General features: G+C 34.2%; 22 protein-coding genes. 11 read left to right on the top strand and 11 right to left on the bottom strand.

The features are described from left to right. Positions 1 to 129: 129 nt before the first annotated feature. From QUF49_RS12180 to QUF49_RS12155, 6 genes are all read left to right on the top strand, one after another. Positions 130 to 1,974 carry a monovalent cation:proton antiporter family protein gene (locus tag QUF49_RS12180; protein WP_289495886.1) on the top strand — a complete coding sequence of 615 codons (1,845 nt, stop codon included), beginning with the start codon at positions 130 to 132 and terminating at the stop codon, positions 1,972 to 1,974. 115 nt (positions 1,975 to 2,089) lie between these two features. After that, entirely contained in the window at positions 2,090 to 2,308 is a 219-nt protein-coding gene (locus QUF49_RS12175; protein ID WP_289495885.1) for a hypothetical protein, read from the top strand. 249 nt (positions 2,309 to 2,557) lie between these two features. Continuing rightward, positions 2,558 to 3,337, top strand: coding sequence for an enoyl-ACP reductase FabI (fabI, locus tag QUF49_RS12170; RefSeq protein ID WP_289495884.1), 780 nt, complete (start codon positions 2,558 to 2,560; stop codon positions 3,335 to 3,337). A 166-nt stretch (positions 3,338 to 3,503) separates the two neighbouring features. Then, on the top strand, positions 3,504 to 4,580 hold the full coding sequence (locus tag QUF49_RS12165; RefSeq protein ID WP_289495883.1) for an NAD-dependent epimerase/dehydratase family protein: 1,077 nt from the start codon (positions 3,504 to 3,506) through the stop codon (positions 4,578 to 4,580). A 37-nt stretch (positions 4,581 to 4,617) separates the two neighbouring features. Then, the gene (locus QUF49_RS12160; RefSeq protein ID WP_289495882.1) at positions 4,618 to 5,811 is read left to right on the top strand and encodes a glycosyltransferase family 2 protein; all 1,194 of its coding nucleotides are present in this window, start codon (positions 4,618 to 4,620) and stop codon (positions 5,809 to 5,811) included. A 40-nt stretch (positions 5,812 to 5,851) separates the two neighbouring features. Beyond that, entirely contained in the window at positions 5,852 to 6,856 is a 1,005-nt protein-coding gene (locus tag QUF49_RS12155; RefSeq protein WP_289495881.1) for a glycosyltransferase family 2 protein, read from the top strand. A 103-nt stretch (positions 6,857 to 6,959) separates the two neighbouring features. Here QUF49_RS12155 and QUF49_RS12150 read toward each other — a convergent pair whose 3' ends face one another. The 4 genes from QUF49_RS12150 to QUF49_RS12135 all read right to left on the bottom strand — a co-directional run bounded on the left by QUF49_RS12150 (position 6,960) and on the right by QUF49_RS12135 (position 11,689). Then, a complete protein-coding gene (locus tag QUF49_RS12150) occupies positions 6,960 to 7,961 on the bottom strand; it encodes a glycosyltransferase family 2 protein (RefSeq protein WP_289497646.1) in 1,002 nt (333 codons plus the stop codon). Between the two features lie 143 nt (positions 7,962 to 8,104). After that, a complete protein-coding gene (locus QUF49_RS12145; RefSeq protein WP_289495880.1) occupies positions 8,105 to 9,064 on the bottom strand; it encodes a UDP-glucuronic acid decarboxylase family protein in 960 nt (319 codons plus the stop codon). Positions 9,065 to 9,085: 21 nt separating this feature from the next. Continuing rightward, on the bottom strand, positions 9,086 to 10,381 hold the full coding sequence (locus tag QUF49_RS12140) for a UDP-glucose dehydrogenase family protein (protein ID WP_289495879.1): 1,296 nt from the start codon (positions 10,379 to 10,381) through the stop codon (positions 9,086 to 9,088). A gap of 285 nt (positions 10,382 to 10,666) precedes the next feature. Further along, positions 10,667 to 11,689 carry a sugar phosphate nucleotidyltransferase gene (locus QUF49_RS12135; RefSeq protein WP_289495878.1) on the bottom strand — a complete coding sequence of 341 codons (1,023 nt, stop codon included), beginning with the start codon at positions 11,687 to 11,689 and terminating at the stop codon, positions 10,667 to 10,669. Positions 11,690 to 11,904: 215 nt separating this feature from the next. On the opposite strand from QUF49_RS12135, the gene QUF49_RS12130 reads away from it, so the two are divergent. The 4 genes from QUF49_RS12130 (at position 11,905) to QUF49_RS12115 (ending at position 15,472) form a co-directional block, all read left to right on the top strand. After that, positions 11,905 to 12,711 carry a glycosyltransferase family 2 protein gene (locus tag QUF49_RS12130; protein ID WP_289495877.1) on the top strand — a complete coding sequence of 269 codons (807 nt, stop codon included), beginning with the start codon at positions 11,905 to 11,907 and terminating at the stop codon, positions 12,709 to 12,711. 261 nt (positions 12,712 to 12,972) lie between these two features. Beyond that, the gene (gene galE / locus QUF49_RS12125) at positions 12,973 to 13,959 is read left to right on the top strand and encodes a UDP-glucose 4-epimerase GalE (RefSeq protein ID WP_289495876.1); all 987 of its coding nucleotides are present in this window, start codon (positions 12,973 to 12,975) and stop codon (positions 13,957 to 13,959) included. Between the two features lie 31 nt (positions 13,960 to 13,990). Next, positions 13,991 to 14,692 carry a glycosyltransferase family A protein gene (locus QUF49_RS12120; RefSeq protein ID WP_289495875.1) on the top strand — a complete coding sequence of 234 codons (702 nt, stop codon included), beginning with the start codon at positions 13,991 to 13,993 and terminating at the stop codon, positions 14,690 to 14,692. Between the two features lie 60 nt (positions 14,693 to 14,752). Continuing rightward, positions 14,753 to 15,472, top strand: a complete 720-nt coding sequence (locus tag QUF49_RS12115; RefSeq protein WP_289495874.1) for a glycosyltransferase — start codon at positions 14,753 to 14,755, stop codon at positions 15,470 to 15,472. 247 nt (positions 15,473 to 15,719) lie between these two features. On the opposite strand, the gene QUF49_RS12110 is transcribed toward QUF49_RS12115, so the two are convergent. The 7 genes from QUF49_RS12110 to QUF49_RS12080 all read right to left on the bottom strand — a co-directional run bounded on the left by QUF49_RS12110 (position 15,720) and on the right by QUF49_RS12080 (position 21,798). Then, positions 15,720 to 15,974: a hypothetical protein gene (locus QUF49_RS12110; protein WP_289495873.1), complete on the bottom strand. Its 255-nt coding sequence runs from the start codon at positions 15,972 to 15,974 to the stop codon at positions 15,720 to 15,722. Between the two features lie 289 nt (positions 15,975 to 16,263). After that, a complete protein-coding gene (locus QUF49_RS12105; protein ID WP_289495872.1) occupies positions 16,264 to 16,554 on the bottom strand; it encodes a hydrolase in 291 nt (96 codons plus the stop codon). A gap of 215 nt (positions 16,555 to 16,769) precedes the next feature. Further along, a complete protein-coding gene (locus QUF49_RS12100) occupies positions 16,770 to 17,738 on the bottom strand; it encodes a CsxC family protein (RefSeq protein ID WP_289495871.1) in 969 nt (322 codons plus the stop codon). Positions 17,739 to 17,898: 160 nt separating this feature from the next. Further along, the gene (locus QUF49_RS12095) at positions 17,899 to 18,747 is read right to left on the bottom strand and encodes a CsxC family protein (protein WP_289495870.1); all 849 of its coding nucleotides are present in this window, start codon (positions 18,745 to 18,747) and stop codon (positions 17,899 to 17,901) included. A gap of 214 nt (positions 18,748 to 18,961) precedes the next feature. Continuing rightward, positions 18,962 to 19,804 (bottom strand): CsxC family protein, encoded by an 843-nt coding sequence (locus tag QUF49_RS12090; RefSeq protein ID WP_289495869.1) that lies wholly within the window; start codon positions 19,802 to 19,804, stop codon positions 18,962 to 18,964. Positions 19,805 to 20,073: 269 nt separating this feature from the next. Further along, complete coding sequence (locus QUF49_RS12085; protein WP_289495868.1) at positions 20,074 to 20,391, bottom strand: hypothetical protein; 318 nt, start codon at positions 20,389 to 20,391, stop codon at positions 20,074 to 20,076. A gap of 378 nt (positions 20,392 to 20,769) precedes the next feature. Continuing rightward, on the bottom strand, positions 20,770 to 21,798 hold the full coding sequence (locus QUF49_RS12080; protein WP_289495867.1) for a hypothetical protein: 1,029 nt from the start codon (positions 21,796 to 21,798) through the stop codon (positions 20,770 to 20,772). Between the two features lie 119 nt (positions 21,799 to 21,917). Between QUF49_RS12080 and QUF49_RS12075 the strand changes: the two genes are divergently transcribed. Beyond that, positions 21,918 to 23,066, top strand: coding sequence for a hypothetical protein (locus QUF49_RS12075; protein WP_289495866.1), 1,149 nt, complete (start codon positions 21,918 to 21,920; stop codon positions 23,064 to 23,066). Positions 23,067 to 23,069: the final 3 nt, after the last annotated feature.

The raw sequence follows: 23,069 nt of genomic DNA, 5'->3' as shown, positions 1-23,069 counted from the left end.
AAAACAATAACATGTATTATCTTACCGAAAAACAGAACGTTTGCAAATCATTTTGAGCACAATCGTTTGACATTTCTTTTTCCGCTTTACTATAGTAAACCAATAATATATAGAAACTATGGAGGGATTATGGAAGAACATGCATCTTTTGCTTCATTAGTTATTGTCATTCTTACAGCATTTTTTGTTCCTATCTTACTAAACAAATTTCGTTTGAGGATTATACCTGTTGTAGTTGCAGAAATTATAGTAGGAATTATTTTAGGAAAAAGCGGTTTTGATATCGTTCATTCTGACGCTTGGCTTGAAATATTATCCGTACTCGGCTTTATCTTTTTAATGTTTCTAAGTGGTCTTGAAATTGATTTTAGTATTTTTGCAGGAGAAACAAACGCTAAGAGAAAGAATAATGGAAAAAAAGAGCCAAACCGTATTGTTGTCTCGAGTGTGATTTTTCTATTTATTCTTATCCTCTCTTATGGTTTATCTCTATTATTCGTTTGGGGTGGATTTACAGAGAGTGCATTCTTCATGACGCTCGTTATCTCTACCATTTCTTTAGGTGTTGTAGTACCAACATTAAAGGAAGAGAAGTTATCAAAAACCACGATCGGTCAGATCATATTACTGGTGGCGGTTATAGCGGATCTTGTTACCATGATTTTATTAGCTTTATTTGTTTCACTTGAATCAGGCGATCCTGGTCGGATGTGGTTATTGCTTATCCTTTTCGCTGCAGGTGTGATTCTGTACTTTGTCGGAAAGCAACTAAGACACCGATCTTTTCTTGACACGATGTCAAAAGGAACAATACAGCTGGATACACGAGCTGTCTTTACGTTGATAATCGTTTTAGTTGGCCTTTCTGAGTCGGTTGGTGCTGAAAATATATTAGGAGCTTTTTTAGCGGGAGTATTAGTTTCGCTTTTATCGCCTAATAAGCAGCTTGTTCATAAACTAGACTCATTTGGATACGGATTTTTAATACCAATCTTTTTTGTTATGGTCGGGGTAGAACTAGATATTCGTTCCATTTTTGCTGATCCGAAAGCATTGGCGTTAATTCCGTTGTTATTGTTAGCGTTGCTCATTTCTAAGTTCTTGCCCATTTTATATCTTCGAAAGTGGTATGACTGGAAAACAGTAACAGCTGCTGGCTTTTTATTAACGTCCACACTTTCACTTGTTATTGCTGCGGCTAAAATTGGAGAACGAATCAACATTATTGATGCACGTACATCATCTGCGTTAATCTTAACAGCCGTTATAAGTGCAATCATTACACCGATATTCTTTAAAAAGTTCTTCCCTAAAAAGAAAGAAGAAGAAACACCGAAAGAACAGCTTGTGTTTGTAGGTGCAAACCAATTTACGCTGCCATTAACTACAGAACTAGATCAAACTCGTTTTGAATTTAGACTGTATCATACGAAACAAGAAGAAAAAGATCAGAAACAGTTAGAAAGCTTTAATATACGTGAACTTGAAAATTACGAAGTAGACACTCTTAAAGTGGCGAACGTCTTTGCAACCGATGTTATTGTTTTTGCTACAGGAAATGATGAAACGAACAAACAACTTGCTCTCCTCGCAAAAGAAGAAGGAGTACAGCGAATCGTTGCACGGATAGAGGATTCGGTTAAAAGAGATGCACTAAAAGAAGAAGGGATAGAAGTATATTCTGTTTACTTCTCATCACAAGTCTTATTAAAAGCATTAATCGAAAATCCGGCAGTTGTTGATATTCTTACAACATCAGACAACAGTCTAAATGAGATCATCGTTTCAAATAGTTCGTATCACCGAACAGCATTAAGAAATTTCCCGTTCTTAGGTGACAGTATCATCGTACGTATTTATAGAGGAAAAGAGTCGATCGTTCCACATGGTGATACAGAGATTCTATTAGGAGATAAGATGGTTGTAACAGGAAGCAAGGAACAGATTCTACAAATGAGACAAATACTGAGTTGATAAAAGTGCTGGTTTATGCCAGCGCTTTTTTGTATTTGCTTAGCTTTTTTCAAAGGAGTGTTGCTAACGGACATTTTTTTATTTTTACGTCCTTGAAATTTGATTGGAGTGTAAGATGCGAGACTCCTGCGGGACAAGCGGTCAGGTGAGATCCTTAAAGGCGCATAGCGGCAAGGGGCTCACCGCCTGCCCCGCGGAAATGGAGCATCTGAAACGGAAATCAACTACTTCTTTGATTTCTTTCAGAGCTACAAAGTTTGTCATAACAGCCTTAATTTTCGTGAAAAATGAGCATGCTAAGAATATAAAAAAAAGGGAGCTGAAAGATTTATGAAGCCAGTTGTTCATTGTCCCAAATGTCATAAAATGCATGATTTAAACCATGAGATATTAATTGCTCAATCTAATCAAAATGTGATTTATCGCTGTGATTCTTGCGGATATGAAGTGAAAAATATTCAGACTAGTAAAGGTTAACTAGTGAATTTCCTTATTATTTCTGTTATACTAATTAGGACTTGGTACTAATAACAATTACTAATTTGATAAAACTATGAATGTAACTACGGGGAGGAGAACTTTTATGTATCAATTATCATTAGAAAACAAAACGTTTGTTGTCATGGGTGTAGCGAATAAGAGAAGTATCGCATGGGGAATCGCACAATCTCTATCAAACGCGGGAGCACGCTTAGTGTTTACATACGCAGGAGAAAGACTAGAGAAAAACGTTAGAGATTTAGCAGAGTCACTTGATCGAAATGATTCAATCGTACTTCCTTGTGACATTACAAATGATGATGAAATTAAAAAAACGTTCGCTCAATTAAAAGAAGAAGTTGGAGTTATTCATGGATTAGCACACTGTATTGCATTTGCAAACACAGAGGAGCTTAAAGGTGAGTACTTGAACACAACTCGTGAAGGTTTCCTGTTAGCTCATAACATTTCCTCATATTCTCTTACTGCAGTAGTAAAAGAAGCACGTCCATTGATGACGGAAGGCGGCAGCATCGTAACGCTAACTTACCTTGGCGGAGAGAGAGTTGTGTCTAATTATAATGTAATGGGTGTTGCAAAAGCGTCATTGGATGCGAGCGTAAAATACCTAGCAAGTGATGTTGGAAAAGATGGAATTCGTGTCAATGCAATCTCAGCTGGACCAATTCGTACACTAGCAGCAAAAGGAATCGGTGACTTTAACTCTGTATTAAAAGAGATTGAAGAAAGATCACCGCTTAGAAAAGCGAACACACAAGAAGAAGTTGGAGACACTGCATTATTCTTGATGAGTGACCTTGCTCGTGGTATCACGGGAGAAATTCTTCATGTAGACAGCGGCTATAATATTATAGCTCGTTAAAAAAAACCTTGAATGGAATTCCATTCAAGGTTTTTTTTAGTTTAGGTTACTATTTGTTGAAAAAATTTCTTGAAGCTCGGGAAATACCCTGAAATTAATATATGTAGTATTCAAAAAATCTTGTGCATATTGTATAGAAATAATGGTAAGAGAAAAGAGGTGCAATATGTCTGTTGTCGTCATTACAGGTTCGGCAGGCTTAATTGGTTCTGAAGCCTCAGAATATTACCTTTCTAAAGGCTATACGGTAATCGGCATCGATAACAATATGCGTAAATTTTTTTTTGGTGATGAAGCAGATACATCATGGAACAGGACATATTTAGAACAGAAATACCCTAAAAATTATATTCACCATGAAGTAGATATAAGAAATACTCAGGAAGTTTTTCAAATTTTTAAACGATACCAAAATGAAATTGTATTAATAATTCATACAGCTGCACAGCCTTCACATGATTGGGCAAGTACAGATCCGATTACAGATTTTAATATAAATGCAAATGGTACCTTGAACTTATTGGAAGCATTTCGCCTATATAGTCCAAAAGCTGTGTTTATTTTCACATCTACAAATAAAGTTTATGGAGATTATCCTAATCAGCTTCCTTTGAAAGAATTAGAGAAAAGGTGGGAAATAGATCCCTTACATCCTTATTTTAACGGAATACAAGAGAACATGAATGTAGACCAATGTTTACACTCATTATTTGGAGTTTCAAAGCTATCGGCAGATGTATTAGTTCAAGAATATGGAAAATATTTCAAACTACATACTTATTGTTTAAGAGGGGGGGTTCTGAGTGGGTCAAAGCAATCTGGAGTTGCGGCACATGGTTTTATTAATTATCTCATGAAATGTGTAATGTTAGACATTCCATATATCATATACGGACATAAAGGCAAACAAGTACGTGATGTCATCCATTCAAAAGATGTAATATCAGCAATGGACTGTATTTTTCGTAATCCCCAAAAATGTGGTGAAGTTTATAACTTGGGTGGAGGACGTCATTCAAATGTATCAATATTAGAAGCTATTGATATTGCTCAAGAAATATCAGGACAGAAACTTAAGTATCAATATTCACCCAAGGCACGAATAGGAGATCATATCTGGTATGTAAGCAGCTTGAATAAATTTAAAACGGACTATCCAGATTGGGATATAAAATTTGATATTCAAAAAATTATGAAACAAATTTATAAAGAAAACAAAACCAAATGGAAAAAAACAACTTAAGAGATAAATGACTGAAAAACGAATAAGGGGGAGTATGATGAGTATTGAAGTTAGTGTGATAATGATTTCTTACAATAAATACCCGCAAAATCTGTTTTCATTATTTGCACTAGAAAATCAGACATTTGACCTCTCAAAAATGGAAGTCATTTTTGTAGATGACTCTTCTTCTGACGAAACACCTAAACTAAAAGAATATTCATCTGAATTTGAATTTAAGTATATACGCTGTGACCAGAATGTTGGAAGATCAAAGGCGAAAAACATTGGCATACAGGCATCAAGTGGGAGTATTCTTATTTTTATTGATGCTGAAATGATACTAGATCCAGAGTTTGTTGAACAGCACTATAATTATCATCAGATTGAAGATAATTTTGTTTTGACAGGTTGTTTACAGCATTACTGCGCCTACACAGTTATAGATCCAAACTATAATACTAAACAAAGAAAGCATGTATATTCACTAATTAAAAAAGCAAATCGAAAATCCTCTAAAAAAATAAAAATAAGTAAAAGTTCATTGAAAAGAACCCATGAAAAAGTCCAATTGTTTTCAGAAGAAGATATAAAAAATCTTCAATATAAGGATTTATCATTTTATGAACCCTTTTATCCGGAAATTATTAATAAGTATGGCATTGAATATAAAGACTTTTATATGCCTTGGATGTTTGTTATTACACATAACATATCATTACGGAAAAACCTGTTGAAGGAAGTTGGCCTTTTTTTTGAAGGTTTCCAAGGTTATGGATGTGAAGATTGGGAGTTAGGATACAGGTTATATAAGAATGGAGCAAAAATTATAGATATTCCACATGTACATGTATACCATCAAGAACACCCAAGAGGAAATAATGACAGCAATGAAGGGATAAAAAATTATTATAGGTTTTTTAGACAACATCCTAATTTTGATGTTGGGGTTCTTTGTCTTGCATGGATGGGTAAGTCATATATAGAAATAAACGATTTGATTGGTGAATTTGAAAAGCTTATTAGCGAAAATCCAAAACAGTATATTAATTTTACTAAAGTCATAGTTGAATTGTTTAATGGAGTATTTGTTTGTTTGAGTGAGAATAAAAGAATTGCTAACCTTCTTTCCTATTCTAAGATGAAAAATGATTTGAATGTAGAGTTAATGTTAAAAGAGAAGGAAAGATTAACAATTGAAAAAAAAGCAGGAAAATTAGTTAATACAATGAACTATTTATTAAATATTTGAATGAATCCACGTTTGAGATTTCAAAAAGAGGTGAACTCATTTGTTAGCTTCAGTAATAACAGCGGTTTTTAATGGGGAAAAATACCTACAAGAGTCTATTGAAAGTATATTAAATCAGACTATTAAAGAAATTGAATTTATCATTGTTAATGATGGATCAACAGATAGCACAAAAGATATATTAGATGCCATTACTGACAAAAGGGTGAAAATTATACACTTAGAAAAAAACCTTGGTGCTGCTAATGCATTAAATACAGGCATTAGTTATGCCAAAAGTGATTGGATAGCTATTCAAGATGCAGATGATATAAGTATGCCTACTAGAATAGAAGAACAATTACTTCATGTTTCTAAAAATCCTCACTTAGTAGGTGTTAGTTCTCTTGTCGAATGTATTAAAGGAAATATCCCAGTTTCTCCAAGTATATTTTATGGGGAACAAACTTTATATAACATTGTATTAAACAAGGAAGATAACTTTAATTCTCGATTATATAATTGCTATGTTTGCCATGGTTCAGTCATGTTTTCAAAAGAAGCTTTTCAAAGAGTAAATGGTTATAATCCACATTTTAAAATTTCCTATGATTATGATTTATGGCTTCGATTATATGATATATATCCGATTGAAAAGATTAATAGAATACTTTATCAATACCGTGTTCTTCCAAATTCATTAGGGAAAAGAAGTAAATCTGATACTATTTCAGAACTTATGACAAGTGTAATACATTTTATAGGTAATTCGATTATTTCAAATAAAAAAAAGAACAATCCTTCCTTTGTCGTTTTAGGATCTAAAAAGGGATGCTCATTTGTTATGAAAAAAGTTAAATTAAGAGAAGAAATAAATATTATGAAGTTTCTTGATGGTGGTAAAAATAGAAGTAAGAAAATTACTTTAGAATATTATAACCAGGGTTTAATTGATGGAATTATAATTCTTAATAATAAGAATGCTCAACATTTAATAGACTACTTCTTGGATATGGGGCTAATTTTTAATCAAGACGTTTTTAAAATTTGGAATTACAAGTTTTAAATTGGTTGCAGCTCTGTAATATAAGAATCAGTTTTAGAATTGACTATGCCCAATGTTAAATCTGCCTAACGGCTATAAAACCCAAAGAAAAAATAAATAAGGGTCACAACAAACTATTAAAACGAAACAACTGTTTATTTAGAGACATACCATTATTCGTGAAAAAATTTAATGTTTTCTGATTGGGTAGATTGGTTACTAGAAATATAATTCCATCGATCTTCTTATGTTGATATAGATTTTGTACCATTGAGAAATTTTCTATTGTTTCATCCGAACAATAGTCATACACTTGCATATTTAGATTAGGTGCTACATTTTGAACAAAATTCGGATAGGCGGCCGAAGAACCAAAGAAGTAGAACTGGGGTTTTCTGTTTAAGTGCTTAAAGTACCTGTTGTATATAAAATCACTCGAAATAATCATTACTTCGTTACACGTAAGGAGCATATTTTTGTGTGCAACAGAATCTTTTCTGATTCGATAATGGTACAGCACTTTTAAAATTTTTCTAAAGTGACCAAATTCATTCATTCTAGACAATAAATCATAATCGTGAGCGATTTCATACTTCGGATTATATTTACCTGCATTAATGAACACTTGTTTAGAAAAAGCTGTTGAGCCATGGCAAAAAGGCATTTTAAAGTGGATTTCTTTAGTGATTTCTTCTGGTGAAATAATGGAATTCCAATACTTTGGATAATGATCTAAACGGCCTTTTGAAATGCCTTTATTACCTGAAATACAATGAACCAATGAACCTAATACAGCAGTATCAGGGTATTGGTTTAAAAATTTCAACTGTTCTTCCAGTCGCTCTGGAAGACTAACATCATCTGCATCTTGTATGAAAATCCATTTTCCATTTGCTTGCTCAATTGCAAAGTTAAGTGCATTAGCAATCCCTTTGTTCTCATCAAAATGATAAACTTTAACCCTATTATCATTGATTTGTGCAAGTAGGTTATGAGTTCCGTCCGTGGACCCATCATTTATTATAATGTACTCAAAATCACGAAAGGATTGGCTAAGAATACTTTTGATAGCTTCTTCGATATAATCCTCCCCGTTAAAAACACTCATTACAACAGAAGCAAGCATAATAATCACTATCCTTTATTAGAATGCATATTTCCATATAATTAAATAAACCTATTGTTAGGTTATGAAAGGTGGATATAAGTTAAGGGAGTATTTTTATATTTGATTATAGTGTTGGTGGAGGAAATTTACGACCTGCTAACTTATTTATCGTTAAGCTTTGTTCGATATGCTTCAATTGTTTTGAGAAGCCCTTCTTCGAGTGTAGTATTTGGCTCCCATCCTAGTATACGGTTTGCTTTCTTTGTATTGGGACATCTTTGTTTAGGGTCGTCTTGTGGAAGGGGATGGAAGGTGATTACACTCGAAGAATTAGTCAGTTTTTTTATTAGCTCTGCTAATTTTATGACTGAAATTTCTTCGGAATTTCCAATGTTAATTAGTTCACCATTTGCCATATCATTGTCCATCATTAACATTAAAGCTTTGATGGTATCATCTACATAACAAAATGAACGAGTTTGTGTGCCGTCCCCATATACTGTAATATTTTCTCCTTTTAAAGCTTGAGTGATGAAATTTGAAATGACTCTTCCGTCATCATTGCGTAAACCCGCAGAGTACGTATTAAAAATACGGGCTACCTTGATCCGTAGATTAAATAGCTCATAATACAAATAGCAGAATACTTCACCAAGTCGTTTTCCCTCATCATAGCAAGCTCTTGGACCCCATGTATTTACAGACCCATTATAATCTTCATGCTGCGGGTGGATCTCAGGGTCTCCATATACCTCACTTGTGCTGAGGTAAACTAGCTTTGCTTTATTTCTTTTCGCAATATCCAACATGTTTTTTGTTCCAATCGTATTTACTGCAATAGTATCGAAAGGTGATTTCTGATAAAAGGCAGGGGAAGCAGGGGAGGCCAAATGATATATCTCATCAATATCATTTAACTCATCTAATTCCTTTACTTTTTCCAAGGATACATCCATGTCTATAAATATGAAATTGGGATTTGATGAAAAAGCTAATAAGTTCTGTTTCTTTCCAGTTGAAAAATTATCTAAACCAATAACCTTATTATTTTTAGATAAAAGGACTTTTGCAAGGTGAGAACCTAAAAAACCAGCAACACCAGTAATCACAATTTTTTTCAAGGTTAATTCCCTCCGTGAAAGTTAAGATTGTCGGTAGCCTATCCCTTCATAATAAAAACCTAACTCTGTCATTTTTCTGGCATTTAACATGTTTCTACCATCAAAGATGTAAGGGTTCCTCATTTTTTGCTTAACCTGTAACCAATCAATCGTTTCATATTGAGGCCAATCGGTACAGATTATGAGTGCATCTGTATTTTCCATTAAGGAGTGAATGGAAGTAATCTGGGTTATTTTCTGTGAAAGGTTTTTAGGGAGTTTTGCTACTGGATCATGAACAACGATGTTTGCTGATTGTTCATATAATTCCTCAATAATTTTTATCGCAGGAGATTCCCGGATATCATCCGTGTTAGGCTTGAATGACAAACCAAGAATTGCTATGTTTCTCCCCTTAATATCTCTTAATTTATTCTTAATCTTCTCGACGAAATAAAGTGGTTGAGTGTTATTAATGGCATAAGTTTTTTCTAAAAGTGATAGGTTAGTATTGTTTTGTTGTGCAGTTGAGAGTAATGCCAATACATCTTTTGGGAAGCACGAGCCTCCGTATCCAATTCCTGCTTGAAGGAAAGATAATCCAATTCTTGAATCTAAACCAATTCCGTAAGCAACGTCCTTTACATCAACATTTACGTTTTCACATAACCTAGCGATTTCATTTATGAAGGATATTTTAGTAGCTAAAAATGAATTTGCAGCATATTTAATCAGTTCTGCAGTTTGAGGAGTAGTGATAACAAAAGTAGCATTAAATTTAGAGTACAGATTTTTCATTTTATCTGTGGCTTTCTCGCTATAGCTTCCGATAACAATTCTTTCAGGGTTTAGAGAATCTGCTAAAGCTGTCCCTTCTTTTAAGAATTCGGGATTTGAAATTACGTCATAATGAACAGGGGATACTAAAGAGTCATGTATCCATTTTGTTACTTTTTCAGCTGTTCCTACAGGGACAGTACTTTTATTCACTATAACTTTATAGTTATTTAAATAGTTTCCAATCATGGAAGCTGCTTGTTGCACATATTCTAGGTTTGCACTTCCGTCATCTTTTTGAGGTGTTCCTACACAAATGAAGATAATTTCACTTTGTTGAACAGCTTGTTTTTGGTTTTCAGTAAATTGAATATTTCCGGAATGTAAATGCTTAACAAGTAATTCTTTCAATCCCGGTTCAAAAAAGTGTAAATTTTTATTTTGCAAGGAAGCAATCTTTAATGGGTCTACATCGTATCCTATAACTTGATGTCCAAGTTCACATAAGGTTAATGCGGTAGTTGTGCCGACATATCCGGTTCCCATTATTAGTATTTTCAATAAAGCACCTCCTAAATTTAAAAATATACATAACAATATATGGGGGTGCATGAAAACAGGAAACGGCTGGTGCCTAACAGATTGTTGCCATTCCTGCATATGAATTAATATGTAAGATCCTTAAAAGAAGAGGATTAATGTATGGTGGTATCTGTAGTACCTGAAGGACAAGTGAATAAAAAAATATTACAACTCACGGAAAAACGCTAAACACCTGAAAAGGTATTTAGCGTTTTTCAATTTATACAATGTCTAATTTACTTTTTAATTCTTTTTAATTCTAACTTAGTTTAGAATAATTTTTGTCTTGTCTCCTAAAATACAATTTGCTAAATTACTATTTAATCCCTTAATGTAAGTTTCTCTCCCAAAAATGGCATCAGTAAAGGTACAAGAACAATCTTTAATCACTGTCTCTTCGAGAAGAATACTATTTTGAATTTTACAGTTTTCTATAGAAGAACTTTTACCAATGGTTACAAATGGACCGACTGTTGAATTGGTTACAGTACAGCCTGCCCCAATAACAACTGGTGGTATAATAGTTGAATCTTTTATATTTACATCATTCAAGTTTAACTTACTTGTTGTAGCAGTTATTTCACTTAAAATCCAATGGTTGGCAAGAAGCCATCGTTCAGTTGTTCCAACATCAGTATATGGTTTGGTGGTAATCGTATGTGAAATTGTATGTCCATTGTCAATTAACCATTGTATAGCATCAGTAATCTCAAGTTCTCCCCTTGCGGAAGTTGTTATTTGATCAATTGCCTTAAAGATAGAGGGACGAAAAGCGTATGCTCCGATCACTGCCAAGTTTGACTTTGGAAATGGTGGCTTCTCTTCTAATGTGATGATTTCTTGATTTCTGATTTCCGCAATACCAAAATCCTTTGGGGAATCAACCTTCGCTAACATGACGGAGCTGGTGATTTCTGGATCATCTAAATGATTCCTAAGTGTGATAAGGGACTCTTTAATTAAATTATCACCTAATAAAAGTAAAAATGGTTCATTATTTATATATTCTTCTGCCTGCTTTACTGCGTGAGCAATTCCTTTTGCTTCATGCTGAAAGATAAAAGTAACATTTACCGATTGATCATATCTAGAATTGATATAATCTATAATTTCGTACTGTAATGAATTAATAACTATTCCAATTTCTTTAATATTGGCCATTTTTAAGTTTTCAATACAATATTCCAATACGGGTTTATTGGCGATAGGGAGCATTGTTTTTGGCTGTGTAAATGAAAATGGCTGCAACCGACTTCCTCTTCCTGCTGCTAAGATTATTCCTTTCAAGTGACTTCCACCACCATACGAATTAATCGCGTTTATAAAGTATATATATATAATATGAAGTCTTGTTGGCATTGTGCCTGCAATACAAAATGAGCGGATAAACATATAAAATAAGATTAAAAAAATGTAATTGATTATATATACACATTTCAACTTATGATCTGAAACCAAGTAACCAATGGGAGAATGAAAACCGAAATATAAAGGAGAAGAATGTGAATAAACCTGATGTTTCTGTATTAATTCCTTCTTATAATCCAGGCCAGTTTCTTAGAAAAGCAATAGAGAGTGTTTTTTATCAGTCCTATAAAGAGTGGCAAATTGTACTGGTAGATGATCATTCAACAGATAATAGTCTTTCAACTATTGATGAATATTTAAAAGATTCCCGTGTGACCCTTTTAAAGAATAATACCAACTTAGGTCAGTCCAAAACACAAAATAGAGGATTATCCCTTATCCAGACTCCGTATATATTAAAACTAGATGCAGATGACTGGCTATTTCCAAATACGATGGAAAAAATGAGAAAAGAAATGGATCTTGTTTCTGAAAAGGTTGCCTTGATTTGGGGAAATAAGACCGATATATATGAGGATCAAGATGGAAACATCCTGTTTGAAGTACCGCGTATAGGTGGACGTTCCTATAATAATCCATATGAATTTATGTTATCAAATGACGTCCCCTTTCCTAGATTTTATCGTACCTCTGCAGTAAAGAGCGTAGGTGGATGGCCGACTGATGACCCGTGGGATGGCAGGCACATGGAGGATAGAAGAATAGATTATTTACTAATCGAACAATTTGAAATACATTGGATGAATGAAATGCTTTACAATTATCGGCAGCATCCGAATAATGCTACCAAAAAAATTGCTCTTTATAATGAAGTGTTCGAATGGCTCGTACATTATACCTTAAAAAAATGGGGAGATCAGTATGAACCTATTTTTAAGACTTATTGTGGATGGAGACAATTAGCCCAACTGAAGCCAAAGAAGAAAGGGTGTGACCTATAGTTACATCCTTTATTAGCGTAATAGTAATGTAAGAAAAAGCGAGTGAGGATAAGTGATTAATGGAACATCTATAGGATAATCCGAATGGACGCCTTATATATCATACAGTGCTTTTATAGGTTTTTTATATTCCTTCCCTTTTTGTGTGGAAGGTATTTGTTTGGATTCATAATTTTTGAAGGTAATCAATAAACCTAAAGAAAGGAGTATTGAGGATATAGTTGATAGGGGTGATCATAAAGTGCGGGGTGTGATTTATGTATGATCTTAGTTACTGGTGGAGCTGGATATATCGGTAGTCATGTAGTTAAAGAGTTAATTTACAGAGGTTATGAAGTTATTGTTTTAGATAATTTAAATGAAGGTCATAAAGAAGCAGTTCAAGCAAAGGCAAAATTTTTTAAAGGTGATATTCTGAATGAACGGGATGTGGATTCCGTTTTTTTACAATACCCTTTATCTGCAGTCATACATTTTGCCGCACATTGTTATGTAGGTGAATCAGTAAAAAATCCGGACATATATTATGAAAACAATGTTCAAGGAACTCTAAATTTATTAAAAGTAATGAACAAGCATCAAGTAAGAAACATTGTCTTTTCATCTTCATGCGCAGTATATGGAAATACGAATTCCTTAATTAATGAAAATCTAGAAACTAACCCAATAAATCCGTATGGATGGTCAAAGCTAATGTGTGAACAAATAATTAAAGACTTTTATAATGCATATAAGTTGAACTATGTAATATTGCGTTATTTCAATGTAGCAGGTGCTGATATTTTTGGCGAACTGGGTGAAGACCACAATCCAGAAACACATTTAATCCCAAGTATTTTAAAGCATCTAATTGGTAAAAAGGAAAGTATACAAGTCTATGGAAACGATTATGAAACCAAAGACGGGACTTGCATAAGAGATTATATACATGTAACAGACTTGGCAAATGCTCATGTTAGAGCACTACAGAATATGATAAAAAATGACAATACGCAAGAGATTTATAATGTTGGAAATGAGAAAGGGTACTCGGTTAAAGATATTATCCAAGTGTGTGAAAACGTTACTAATAAAAAAGCAAAAGTAGAATATGTAAAAAGGAGAGAGGGAGATCCTCCAATATTAATCGCAAGTTCTTTGAAAATTAGGAAAGAGTTAAACTGGAAAGCCAAATACGAACTTGAACAGATGATTGAAACTGCATGGAAATGGCTTTCAACCCATCCGAATGGGTACACAAAAAAGTGAAATAGCGTATTAAGTAAGAAAGGAGCCGTTTATGGTTTCAATAATTACTTGTACCATGAGAGATCATTGTATGGAAAATATTTTTCAAAATTACCTAAATCAATCCTATGAACCTAAGGAACTAATTATTATTTTAAATCATGATTGCATGAATATTAATAAATGGAAAGAAAAAGCATTAGCATTTAAAAATGTTTCCGTATATCAATTGCAACAAGATACCAGCTTAGGATCTTGTATTAACTTTGCTATTGAAAAGGCAAAGTTTGATCTTATAGCAAATTTTGACGATGATGATTACTACAGTTCACATTACTTAGAAAAATCAGTTGAAAATCTCCATAAACTGAATGTAGATGTAATAGGAAAAACATCAGTGTATATCTATTTAAAAGATAGACAAATTTTAGCTGTATTTAATCCTAATAATGAAAACCAATTTGTGAATGATCAGAAGAGTTTTGGAAAGCAATATCTTCAAGGGGGAACTTTAGTTTTTAAAAAGAAAGTCCATGAGATAGTAAAGTTTCCAGATCAAATAAAAGAAGTTGACCGTGTTTTTAGTATGGATTGTGTTAAAAGAGGGTTTAAAGTTTATTCCTCAAATAAGGATGAATTTGTTTATATTCGATGTGATGATGAAGGGCAGCATACTTGGCAAGTGCCAATTGATATTATTATTAATGTAAGCAAGTTTATTGCAAATACCAAAAATTTTAAGGAGATTTTATAACAAGTTAATTAGTTAACTTATTGTATTTTGCATAACGTGTAGTAGCTGGAGGAGATTGTGATGGTTTCAATTATTACTTGCACAATAAGGCAGAAATGCTTAGATAATATCTTTCAAAACTATAACAGACAAACTTGGGAGGATAAAGAATTAATAATAATAATAAACAAAGATGAAATGGATATCGAAATATGGAATAATAAAGCACAAGCATACCCTAACGTTTCAGTATATCAATTACCAGAATCAGTGACTCTTGGTGAATGTATTAACTTTGGGGCACAAAAGGCAAAACATGATTATGTAGCTAAATTTGATGATGACGACTACTATTCGCCCTACTATTTAAAGCAAAGCATGAAGGCGTTTGAAGAGACGGATGCATCGGTTGTAGGGAAAACTACTATATACATGTTTTTTAAAAAACAAAAATTGCTTACATCGTTTAACCTTAATAAATTTGGTGGCGCTTTAGCGAATAACGAAAGTAAATATAATAATAATCTATTAATGGGTGGAACATTGATTATTAAAAAAAATGTATTTAATAAGGTGCAGTTTGCGAAAACAAATATTGCCGAAGATGCTGACTTTTGTTTAACATGCATTAATAATGGATATACACTATTTTCTACAACAAAAGAAAACTATGTTTACTTAAGAAGTGGTGAGCCTAGTGACCATACATGGAAAACTAAGAATGATACACTCTTAAAATTTTGCAATATAATTGTAAACACGGATCATTTTGAACCCTTTATAACAAAAGTATACGAATAATAAAAACAAGTTTAGCTAGTCTTATAATTTTTTTCTATCGGTTTTAAAGTACAGAGATTTTATTTAAGGTATTAGTTAAAGCCTATACAAAAAAGTGTTACAGCAACTTTTTAATTGAAACCTTATTTTGAATCCAGTAATCATAGTATACGGTACAAGTTAGAACTTTATATAGGATCACAAACAGTTTTCCTAAAATTAATAAAACATGAAATCAGACTTAATAATAGCCTGATTTCATGTTTTATTAGCGTAGAACTTGTATACCTACTATATTCTCGCAGTCAATGATAAATGGGTATCCTTCTAAAAGAAATGTAGCACAGCAAGTCTTATGATCTAAACGTACGAAAGCTAGTTCATCTTCAAAAAACTCATCTCCACCTTTTAGAACAATGTTGACTAAGGATCCTGCACATAATTTTTTTAAAACATCACAAGCACAACCCTTGCACTTATGAATAGGTTTAACGTTGTTGCAGTTATTGTCAAATAAACTCATTTAGTTTCCTCCTTTATATAACATTAATAAAATGAAAGGCGTAGTATACTATATTTCTTATGAACTGATTTTGTATAGCCTAATACCTATCAATATAAAAAAAGATATCGAAGTTCGAGTACTATTTTCCAATATCTAGAGTTAACGACAAAAAGGCTGATTTTTAAGCCGTTTTGTCGTTCTTACATGACCAGTCTATTTCATTTTGAACGGAGAGATCAGATGTATTCTATATCAAAAAAGAAACGGCTGATTTTATAGTCAGCCGTTTCTCCATTCTCGTATAAAATTAGTCTTCTAATTCAAAGAAAATCGCGTCAATCTTGCGGCAATCAAGAGTAAAGATTACTCTATCGCTATTTCTTCTAGCAATGAAAGTTGCACAGCAAGTTTTAGAGTCAAAACTGATAAAATTAATATCATCCAAATCTTCGAGCTCTTTTCCCTTAATAAGAATAGACTCAATCTCTGTTCCTACTCTTAGGTTTCTAAGCTGGTCACAAGCACAACCCACACAATTGTTTTCTTCTGCAGCGGCTGCAGCATTATTACATCCACAACCATTTTTTAATAAACCCATTTTGTTTCCTCCTTGTTGAATCCTTCCTGATAACTCAGGCTTAATATAATATATTTGGTTGGACGAGTTTTTGTATGGATGTCTACCTAGCTTGTACAAAAAAGGCTTTTTACTAGCTCCAAAAATATAAAATTAGATAGTTCTTATTTTATTTTCCACATTGCAATTTAAAATCCTCAATAAATAAAAAAGCTGCCATTGCAGCTTTTTAAAAGTTAATTACATAGCATATCAAGTAAAACCTGTTGTTTTTGGAGCAATTTTAGGGTTAAGTCTAACACCATTTTTTCGGACAGCTCAGTGAATGTACATTCTCTAGTTAACGGTTTTGAGTTACATTTTTTGCACATGCATTTAACGCATTTTTCACATTTTTTTGGTTTATCCTGACTGCAGTCTGGACACTTGGCAGGTTTTGTAAATATATCAGCAAAAAAGGAATCATTAGCAAATAATGATGAAGGTTTAACACCTTTATTACTTTGATTATTACACCATCTGCACGGTGTTTTACGACATTTTATACATTTGATAATTCTGCACTCTTTTTCAAATGGAATGTGTTCAATGTGAGATTTATGCTCGATGAATTCATCAATCTCAATAATATCAGAACGAACAATCTCACAAAAAGGGAGCTCGTTAAAATGTTCTGTACTATGCTGGTGGAATTGAGACTGGTCGTTAGAAAGTAAACGATCTTTTTCAGGGAAGCCTTTTCCAAGTGGCTGAGAGGTAAAGTATCCAAATTCATCCCGCGTGTCTAAAAAGGGCCCTACCGCAGGGCTTCGAAAACTTTCAATTTGCACAACACAATCGAAAGGGACATCCACGGTTAAAGATTTTATCGTAGACAATATTTCTTTTGCGCAGTCCACTTTTGGATTGGCAGCATATTGAATATTTTTGCGTACAAATCCGCTCAGAAATAGATTGCCAGATGTAGTGCTCCCTTTAGGTTGAACGAGACGACACTGGGTGATGAAGACCTTTTTTTTAATTTGCTTAATTTCGAGAACTTCTTCCCCTTTTGGAAATTCTATTTTTGCATGCATCGGTATTTGAACAGTGAACTTTTGCAGCAAGACAGGTACCGTAATAATTGTCCCATCGGTTGGGTCTGCATCAATGATTGCTTTACAAACATTCATTGATGTTGTTCTGGGAAAGGGATTAACACTCAATATTTTTCCTCCTTAATTTATTATGCAATTTATTGTATGCTAATTGCATTTGAATGTATGGACGAATACCCTTGCCTGGACAAATTCATTACTTGCTGATCAAGCTTCCATTTAAAAACAAAAAAAAGAGCCATATTGGCTCTTTTTTATAGTGCGTTTCTTAAGTGTTGCTGTCAGGGACAGGACCTAAAGAAGCAATACGAACTTGTTGAAGTTGCAATAATTTTACTGTCAACTCTAAAACCATTTTTTCTGAAAGTGCTGTAAAAGTTCGTTCACCAACTAGAAGGTTTTGATTAGCAGTACCACCTGCAGCAGGAGGAGGTACTGTAACATTCGTTAGAGGAGTTAATGCCTCATCGATTTCAATAATATCCGCCTGTACAAGCTCACAGAACGGCATCTCGTTGAAAAATTGAGTACTATCCTGATGGAACTGAGAAAGGTCAGTACCATTTAAACGATCTTTCGCAGGGTTGCCAGCTGGCAGAGCGTCTCGAGTGATCAAGTAGCCCCAATCAGCTCTTTGGTCATAAAAAGGTCCTACAGGATCGGATAGAAAGCTATCGACTTCTGTTACACAGTCCCATTGAACGTCTACCGTCAGTGATTTAATCGTAGTTAGAACTTCCCCTTGTGCATCAACACTACCTGGAGTACCAGTTGCTGGATCGGGTGGAGTGAAAGACGCATATTGAATGTTTTTACGTACGAAACCAGCTAGATAAACTTTAGGTCTAAAATCTCTTTGCCCTTCTCTAGGTTGTCTGTTAAGAAGTTTGCACTGAGTAACATACGTCTTTTTACCGATTGTTTTAACCTCTAATACGGTTTCCCCTGCTGGAAAGTCAATTCTAGCATGCATAGGAATCTGGACTGCTAATTCCGCTAAAACTACTGGAAGTTTAACGAATGTTTCTCGACTTGCAGGAATTACTGCGGGATCTACAGCTTCAGAATCACAAACATGTTTTGAAGTGGAATTGTTTGGAAATGGATTTACACTCATTTATTTTCCTCCTTGATTTTTCTTTGTTTTCTGGGAACAAAAATTGAACTTGTTCCCTTATATAGAAGATGCAATTTCAAAAGAATTGAAGCGGCGAATCAACCATGTCTTTCGCCTTTTTTTAGTACAACCTTCCTTTTTTTAGAAAAATGAAGGTTGCATAATTAAGAAGCAAAATAAAAAGAGCCCATGGCTCTTTATTATAGCGCGTTTCTTAAGTGTCACTACCAGGAGCAGGTGTTGGGGGCACAGGACCCAAAGAAGCAATACGAACTTGTTGAAGTTGCAATAATTTTACTGTCAACTCTAAAACCATTTTTTCTGAAAGTGCTGTAAAAATTCGTTCACCAACTAGAAGGTTTTGATCAGCATCAGCACCTGGTACTGTAACATTCGTTAGAGGAGTTAATGCCTCATCGATTTCAATAATATCAGCCTGTACAAGTTCACAGAACGGCATCTCGTTGAAAAATTGAGTACTATCCTGATGGAACTGAGAGAGGTCAGTACCATTTAAACGATCTTTCGCAGGGTTGCCATTTGGCAGGGCTCTATTGACCAAGTAGCCCCAATCAGCTCGTGTATCATAAAAAGGTCCAACAGGATCTGACAGAAAATTATCGACTTCTGTTACGCAGTCCCATTGAACGTCTACAGTCAGAGATTTAATCGTAGTTAAGACTTCTCCATCTGGATCAACACTACCTCGAATGAAAGATGCATATTGAATATTTTTACGAACGAAACCAGCGAGATAAACCTTAGGTCTAAATTCTCTTTGACCTTCTCTAGGTTGTCTATTAAGAAGTTTGCACTGAGTAACGAACGTCTTTTTACCGATTGTTTTCACCTCTAATACTCGTTCTTGGATGCCGGTAACTGGATCTACTGGAAAATCAATTCTAGCATGCATAGGAATCTGGACTGCTAATTCCGCTAAAACTACTGGAAGTTTAACGTATGTTTCTTGACTTGCAGGAATTACTGCGGGATCTACAGCTTCAGAATCACAAACATGTTTTGAAGTGGAATTGTTTGGAAATGGATTTACACTCATTTATTTTCCTCCTTGATTTTTCTTTGTTTTCTGGGAACAAATATTAAACTTGTTCCCTTATATAGAAGATGCAATTTCAATAGAATTGAGGCGGCGAATTGACCATGTCTTTCGCCTTTTTTTAGTACAACCTTCATTTTTCTATAAAAATTTTGACTGCATTAAAGAAACAAAATAAAAAGAGCACAAGGCCCTTTTTAAAGGTCATTATTAGCTTCCGCACCAAGGACAATGCTTTTCTTGAATGACACAGAAAATTTCAACACATTCTATACATTCACAATGACAATGACACTCTTTTTCACAATGGTGATGTTTTTTATCACATGTAAACAGTGTTTTTGGCTTCCAGCATGAGTCATGCTTTTTGCAGCAATGACAATCAACATGTTTGTCCATCCAGTCAGATTTACAGTCATGTTTTTTATTACAGTGACAATCATGATGTTTATTCCATTCATGTTTCTTATTACAGTGACACTCATGATGTTTATTCCATTCATGTTTCTTATTACAGTGACAATCATGATGTTTATTCCATTCATGTTTTTTATTACTGTGACAATCGTGATGTTTATTCCATTCATGTTTTTTATTACAGTGACACTCATGATGTTTGTCCCAATGATTAGGATTTCTTCTTGACATATACCTTACACCTCCTAGATGTTTACTAGTAGGTTGTCCTACCGATATTACAGTAGATGAAAAGATTGAGAGAATGGTAACGGCAGCAATCCTGCTTCTCTATAAAAAGGCTACTTATATGAATGTTTTTTTCCTGTAAATAAAAAAAGCCGCTTTATCGCAGCTTTTTTATTTATTCTTATTCGGTTTCCACTTTACTTTTCCACACGAACTGCAACCCTTTTTTGCTTGCTTGGTAAAGAGGGTTTTTACTTTTGTCGAAGGTTTAGATTTATTAGTTTTTATTTCATTGAAAAGATGCTGTACATCTTCCTTATTCACTTTCCATCTCTCCTTTGTTTGTATATCCTGCTGTCTTTTCTAGTATATTCTCGATTTAAGGACGAAGTGTGTTCTTTTGAATGAAATGGACTGATGACTGATGTTTTATCAGGATCGGTGTTACTTTGGCTGAATGGATGGATCGGTTGAGATTGATTTGGTGTTGACGAATTAAAAGGGTTAATAGGTTCCAATCTTCTGTTGTTTACTAAGCCAGGATTATAAGGCTTAGGAACATTACTTGTTATTAACGAACCAGATGCAGAAAAAGGTCTGATTTGTGGAACAGCTATTTTTTGTCCTGGACCATCTAGTGTATTTGGTTGATTCTCCATTTTCGCTTCATGTTCTATCGATTCTTTAGCAGGGGGTAATATTGAAGATTTCTCAGAATCAGGAGTATCTAATGGAGTTGCGTCCATTGATTTATAGTCTGAAAGTTGAATAGAAGCAAAGCGGTTATTAATCTTATCCAATACCTTTTCAACACATGTAAAAAAGGTAGCCTCTGAAATAGAAGTTAATGCTTCAAAATGTGATCTTAAGAAAGTTTGAACGATTAAATAACTAATCCACTCTGTGGCGTGAGTATCAAAAGATGGTTGAATAGCTAAAAAGATTGGGCCGTCTTTTCTCTTTAATGTAATACCTTTATGAATGGCTGTTTGAACAGTAAAACGTGTATCTTTCGTTGGATTGAGATAATACAGTTTTTGGTCTGGCGTTTTTAATGCTAAAGGCATAGGGTGGTTTTCATGAAAATCGACATAAAACCTTTGGTCGCATTTTTCACGATCATCCGTAGTGATTGTAATTCCGGTATGTTGCAAAAGTTGATTAAGCTCTATTACTTTTTGTTGTGTTAGGCCATGTATTCCTAACATAAAAGTGGAGAGAGCACCTGTAATTTCATTATCATCTTCAGACATCTTCAAACCCCAATAGGGCAATAAAAGTCGGATCGCTTCATATTCTAATGATGTCACATCACATACTTTACGATTGTTATACCACAGTGTATTCATATTTGTTCCTCCCTAACTGTTGTCTACAAAAATAGGCAGTCGTACTTGTGTCATAACCCACTCTATTCCCATAGTATGTATGGAATCTTCAGAACATGATGAGGAAAGGAAGGGAAACAATGGGAAACAACCACAAACACTTGCAGGATGAGTGTATCCGCGTACAGAAAGTTTACGACTGGGTGACGGATGCACTAAGCGTAAGAAAAACTGTATCTTTTACTCATGAACAAATTGCAAAAATAGAAGATGCTCTAGATGATCCTAAGCGTCGTCCGTTAAGAATCATTACAAAAGTACCTAAAACTCCACCAGCATTCCCGCTTTCAAACGATTCACATGATGAATGTGCAGAACATTTTCTATGCGAACAAGTAGGAGATAAGAGAGATGTAACAGTTGCACTAAACGGTGGGTTTGCGGATGCACAGCTAGTTGAACTCCTGTTTACAACAGATATAAAGGTGAAAGTTGTAGACCGTAACGGGGTAGAAGTTACAGAACTTTTAGTAAATGCTTCTGTTTTTGAATCTTTTGTATTGTGCTTTCCAGATGGAACAGACCTTTACTGCCGTATTACAAAAATCTTTGCCCGTGTACCGTCTGGTACTGTTCTGTTGAACAGTCCAGCACCAACGTCTTTCCCACTAGATATTACTTTCTGTGTCGACATCCAAGTTGAAGCTGAAGTAAAACTAGAGGTATTGGCTAAGTTCTGCTCTCCTCGTGAAAATGACTTAGAAGCAGAAGAAACTGTAAATGAAATGTGTCCGGCGGTAACGTTCCCTGAACAATGCCCTGACATCTTCCCTAGACCTGACTGTGTGTGCAAAGCAGAGGGTGAAGCAAGCGGATTAACAAGCGAATCAGGTGGAGCAACAGAAACTGGCCGTGCGTCAATACTGGTTGATATTTGTCCGAATTTCCAGCTGGTTAACAGTAAATTCTTGCTGAACTTTAATGATACGGACACATCTGATGGCGAAAGAGACTTTAGCTTTACAGCAACAGAATTTAACCAAGACACATTATGCTGTGAGAAATTCATGGGTGGAAAGAAATTAACGATCTCCGGAAAAGGAAAAGTTAATAACCATCATAAAAAAGGAGAAAAACTTGACTTTAATTTAGCTCTAGTTGACACTCCGAATGGCAGCTTGTTCGAGGTTGAATTGATTAACTCACATGGCAAGAAAGTATTTACAACAGGAACAGTCACAGTTGACAACGGTGAAATCTCTGTTGAAAATTGCTTGCAGCACCATTAATAC

The sequence above is a fragment of the Fictibacillus sp. b24 genome (assembly GCF_030348825.1).
Classification (GTDB): domain Bacteria; phylum Bacillota; class Bacilli; order Bacillales; family Fictibacillaceae; genus Fictibacillus.
Note: the sequence above shows the minus strand (reverse complement) of the source record. Positions and strands in the feature narration are given on the sequence as shown.

Bases quoted from the DNA above. Each gene is read 5' to 3' on its own strand.
- QUF49_RS12115 (WP_289495874.1), top strand. From the start codon at position 14,753: ATGGTTTCAATTATTACTTGCACAATAAGGCAGAAATGCTTAGATAAT.
- QUF49_RS12095 (WP_289495870.1), bottom strand. From the start codon at position 18,747: ATGAGTGTAAATCCATTTCCAAACAATTCCACTTCAAAACATGTTTGT.
- QUF49_RS12075 (WP_289495866.1), top strand. From the start codon at position 21,918: ATGGGAAACAACCACAAACACTTGCAGGATGAGTGTATCCGCGTACAG.
- QUF49_RS12105 (WP_289495872.1), bottom strand. From the start codon at position 16,554: ATGGGTTTATTAAAAAATGGTTGTGGATGTAATAATGCTGCAGCCGCT.
- QUF49_RS12180 (WP_289495886.1), top strand. From the start codon at position 130: ATGGAAGAACATGCATCTTTTGCTTCATTAGTTATTGTCATTCTTACA.
- QUF49_RS12080 (WP_289495867.1), bottom strand. From the start codon at position 21,798: ATGAATACACTGTGGTATAACAATCGTAAAGTATGTGATGTGACATCA.
- QUF49_RS12090 (WP_289495869.1), bottom strand. From the start codon at position 19,804: ATGAGTGTAAATCCATTTCCAAACAATTCCACTTCAAAACATGTTTGT.
- QUF49_RS12165 (WP_289495883.1), top strand. From the start codon at position 3,504: ATGTCTGTTGTCGTCATTACAGGTTCGGCAGGCTTAATTGGTTCTGAA.
- QUF49_RS12160 (WP_289495882.1), top strand. From the start codon at position 4,618: ATGAGTATTGAAGTTAGTGTGATAATGATTTCTTACAATAAATACCCG.
- QUF49_RS12150 (WP_289497646.1), bottom strand. From the start codon at position 7,961: ATGCTTGCTTCTGTTGTAATGAGTGTTTTTAACGGGGAGGATTATATC.
- QUF49_RS12120 (WP_289495875.1), top strand. From the start codon at position 13,991: ATGGTTTCAATAATTACTTGTACCATGAGAGATCATTGTATGGAAAAT.
- QUF49_RS12085 (WP_289495868.1), bottom strand. From the start codon at position 20,391: ATGAATGGAATAAACATCACGATTGTCACAGTAATAAAAAACATGAAT.
- galE (WP_289495876.1), top strand. From the start codon at position 12,973: ATGATCTTAGTTACTGGTGGAGCTGGATATATCGGTAGTCATGTAGTT.
- QUF49_RS12110 (WP_289495873.1), bottom strand. From the start codon at position 15,974: ATGAGTTTATTTGACAATAACTGCAACAACGTTAAACCTATTCATAAG.
- QUF49_RS12175 (WP_289495885.1), top strand. From the start codon at position 2,090: ATGCGAGACTCCTGCGGGACAAGCGGTCAGGTGAGATCCTTAAAGGCG.
- fabI (WP_289495884.1), top strand. From the start codon at position 2,558: ATGTATCAATTATCATTAGAAAACAAAACGTTTGTTGTCATGGGTGTA.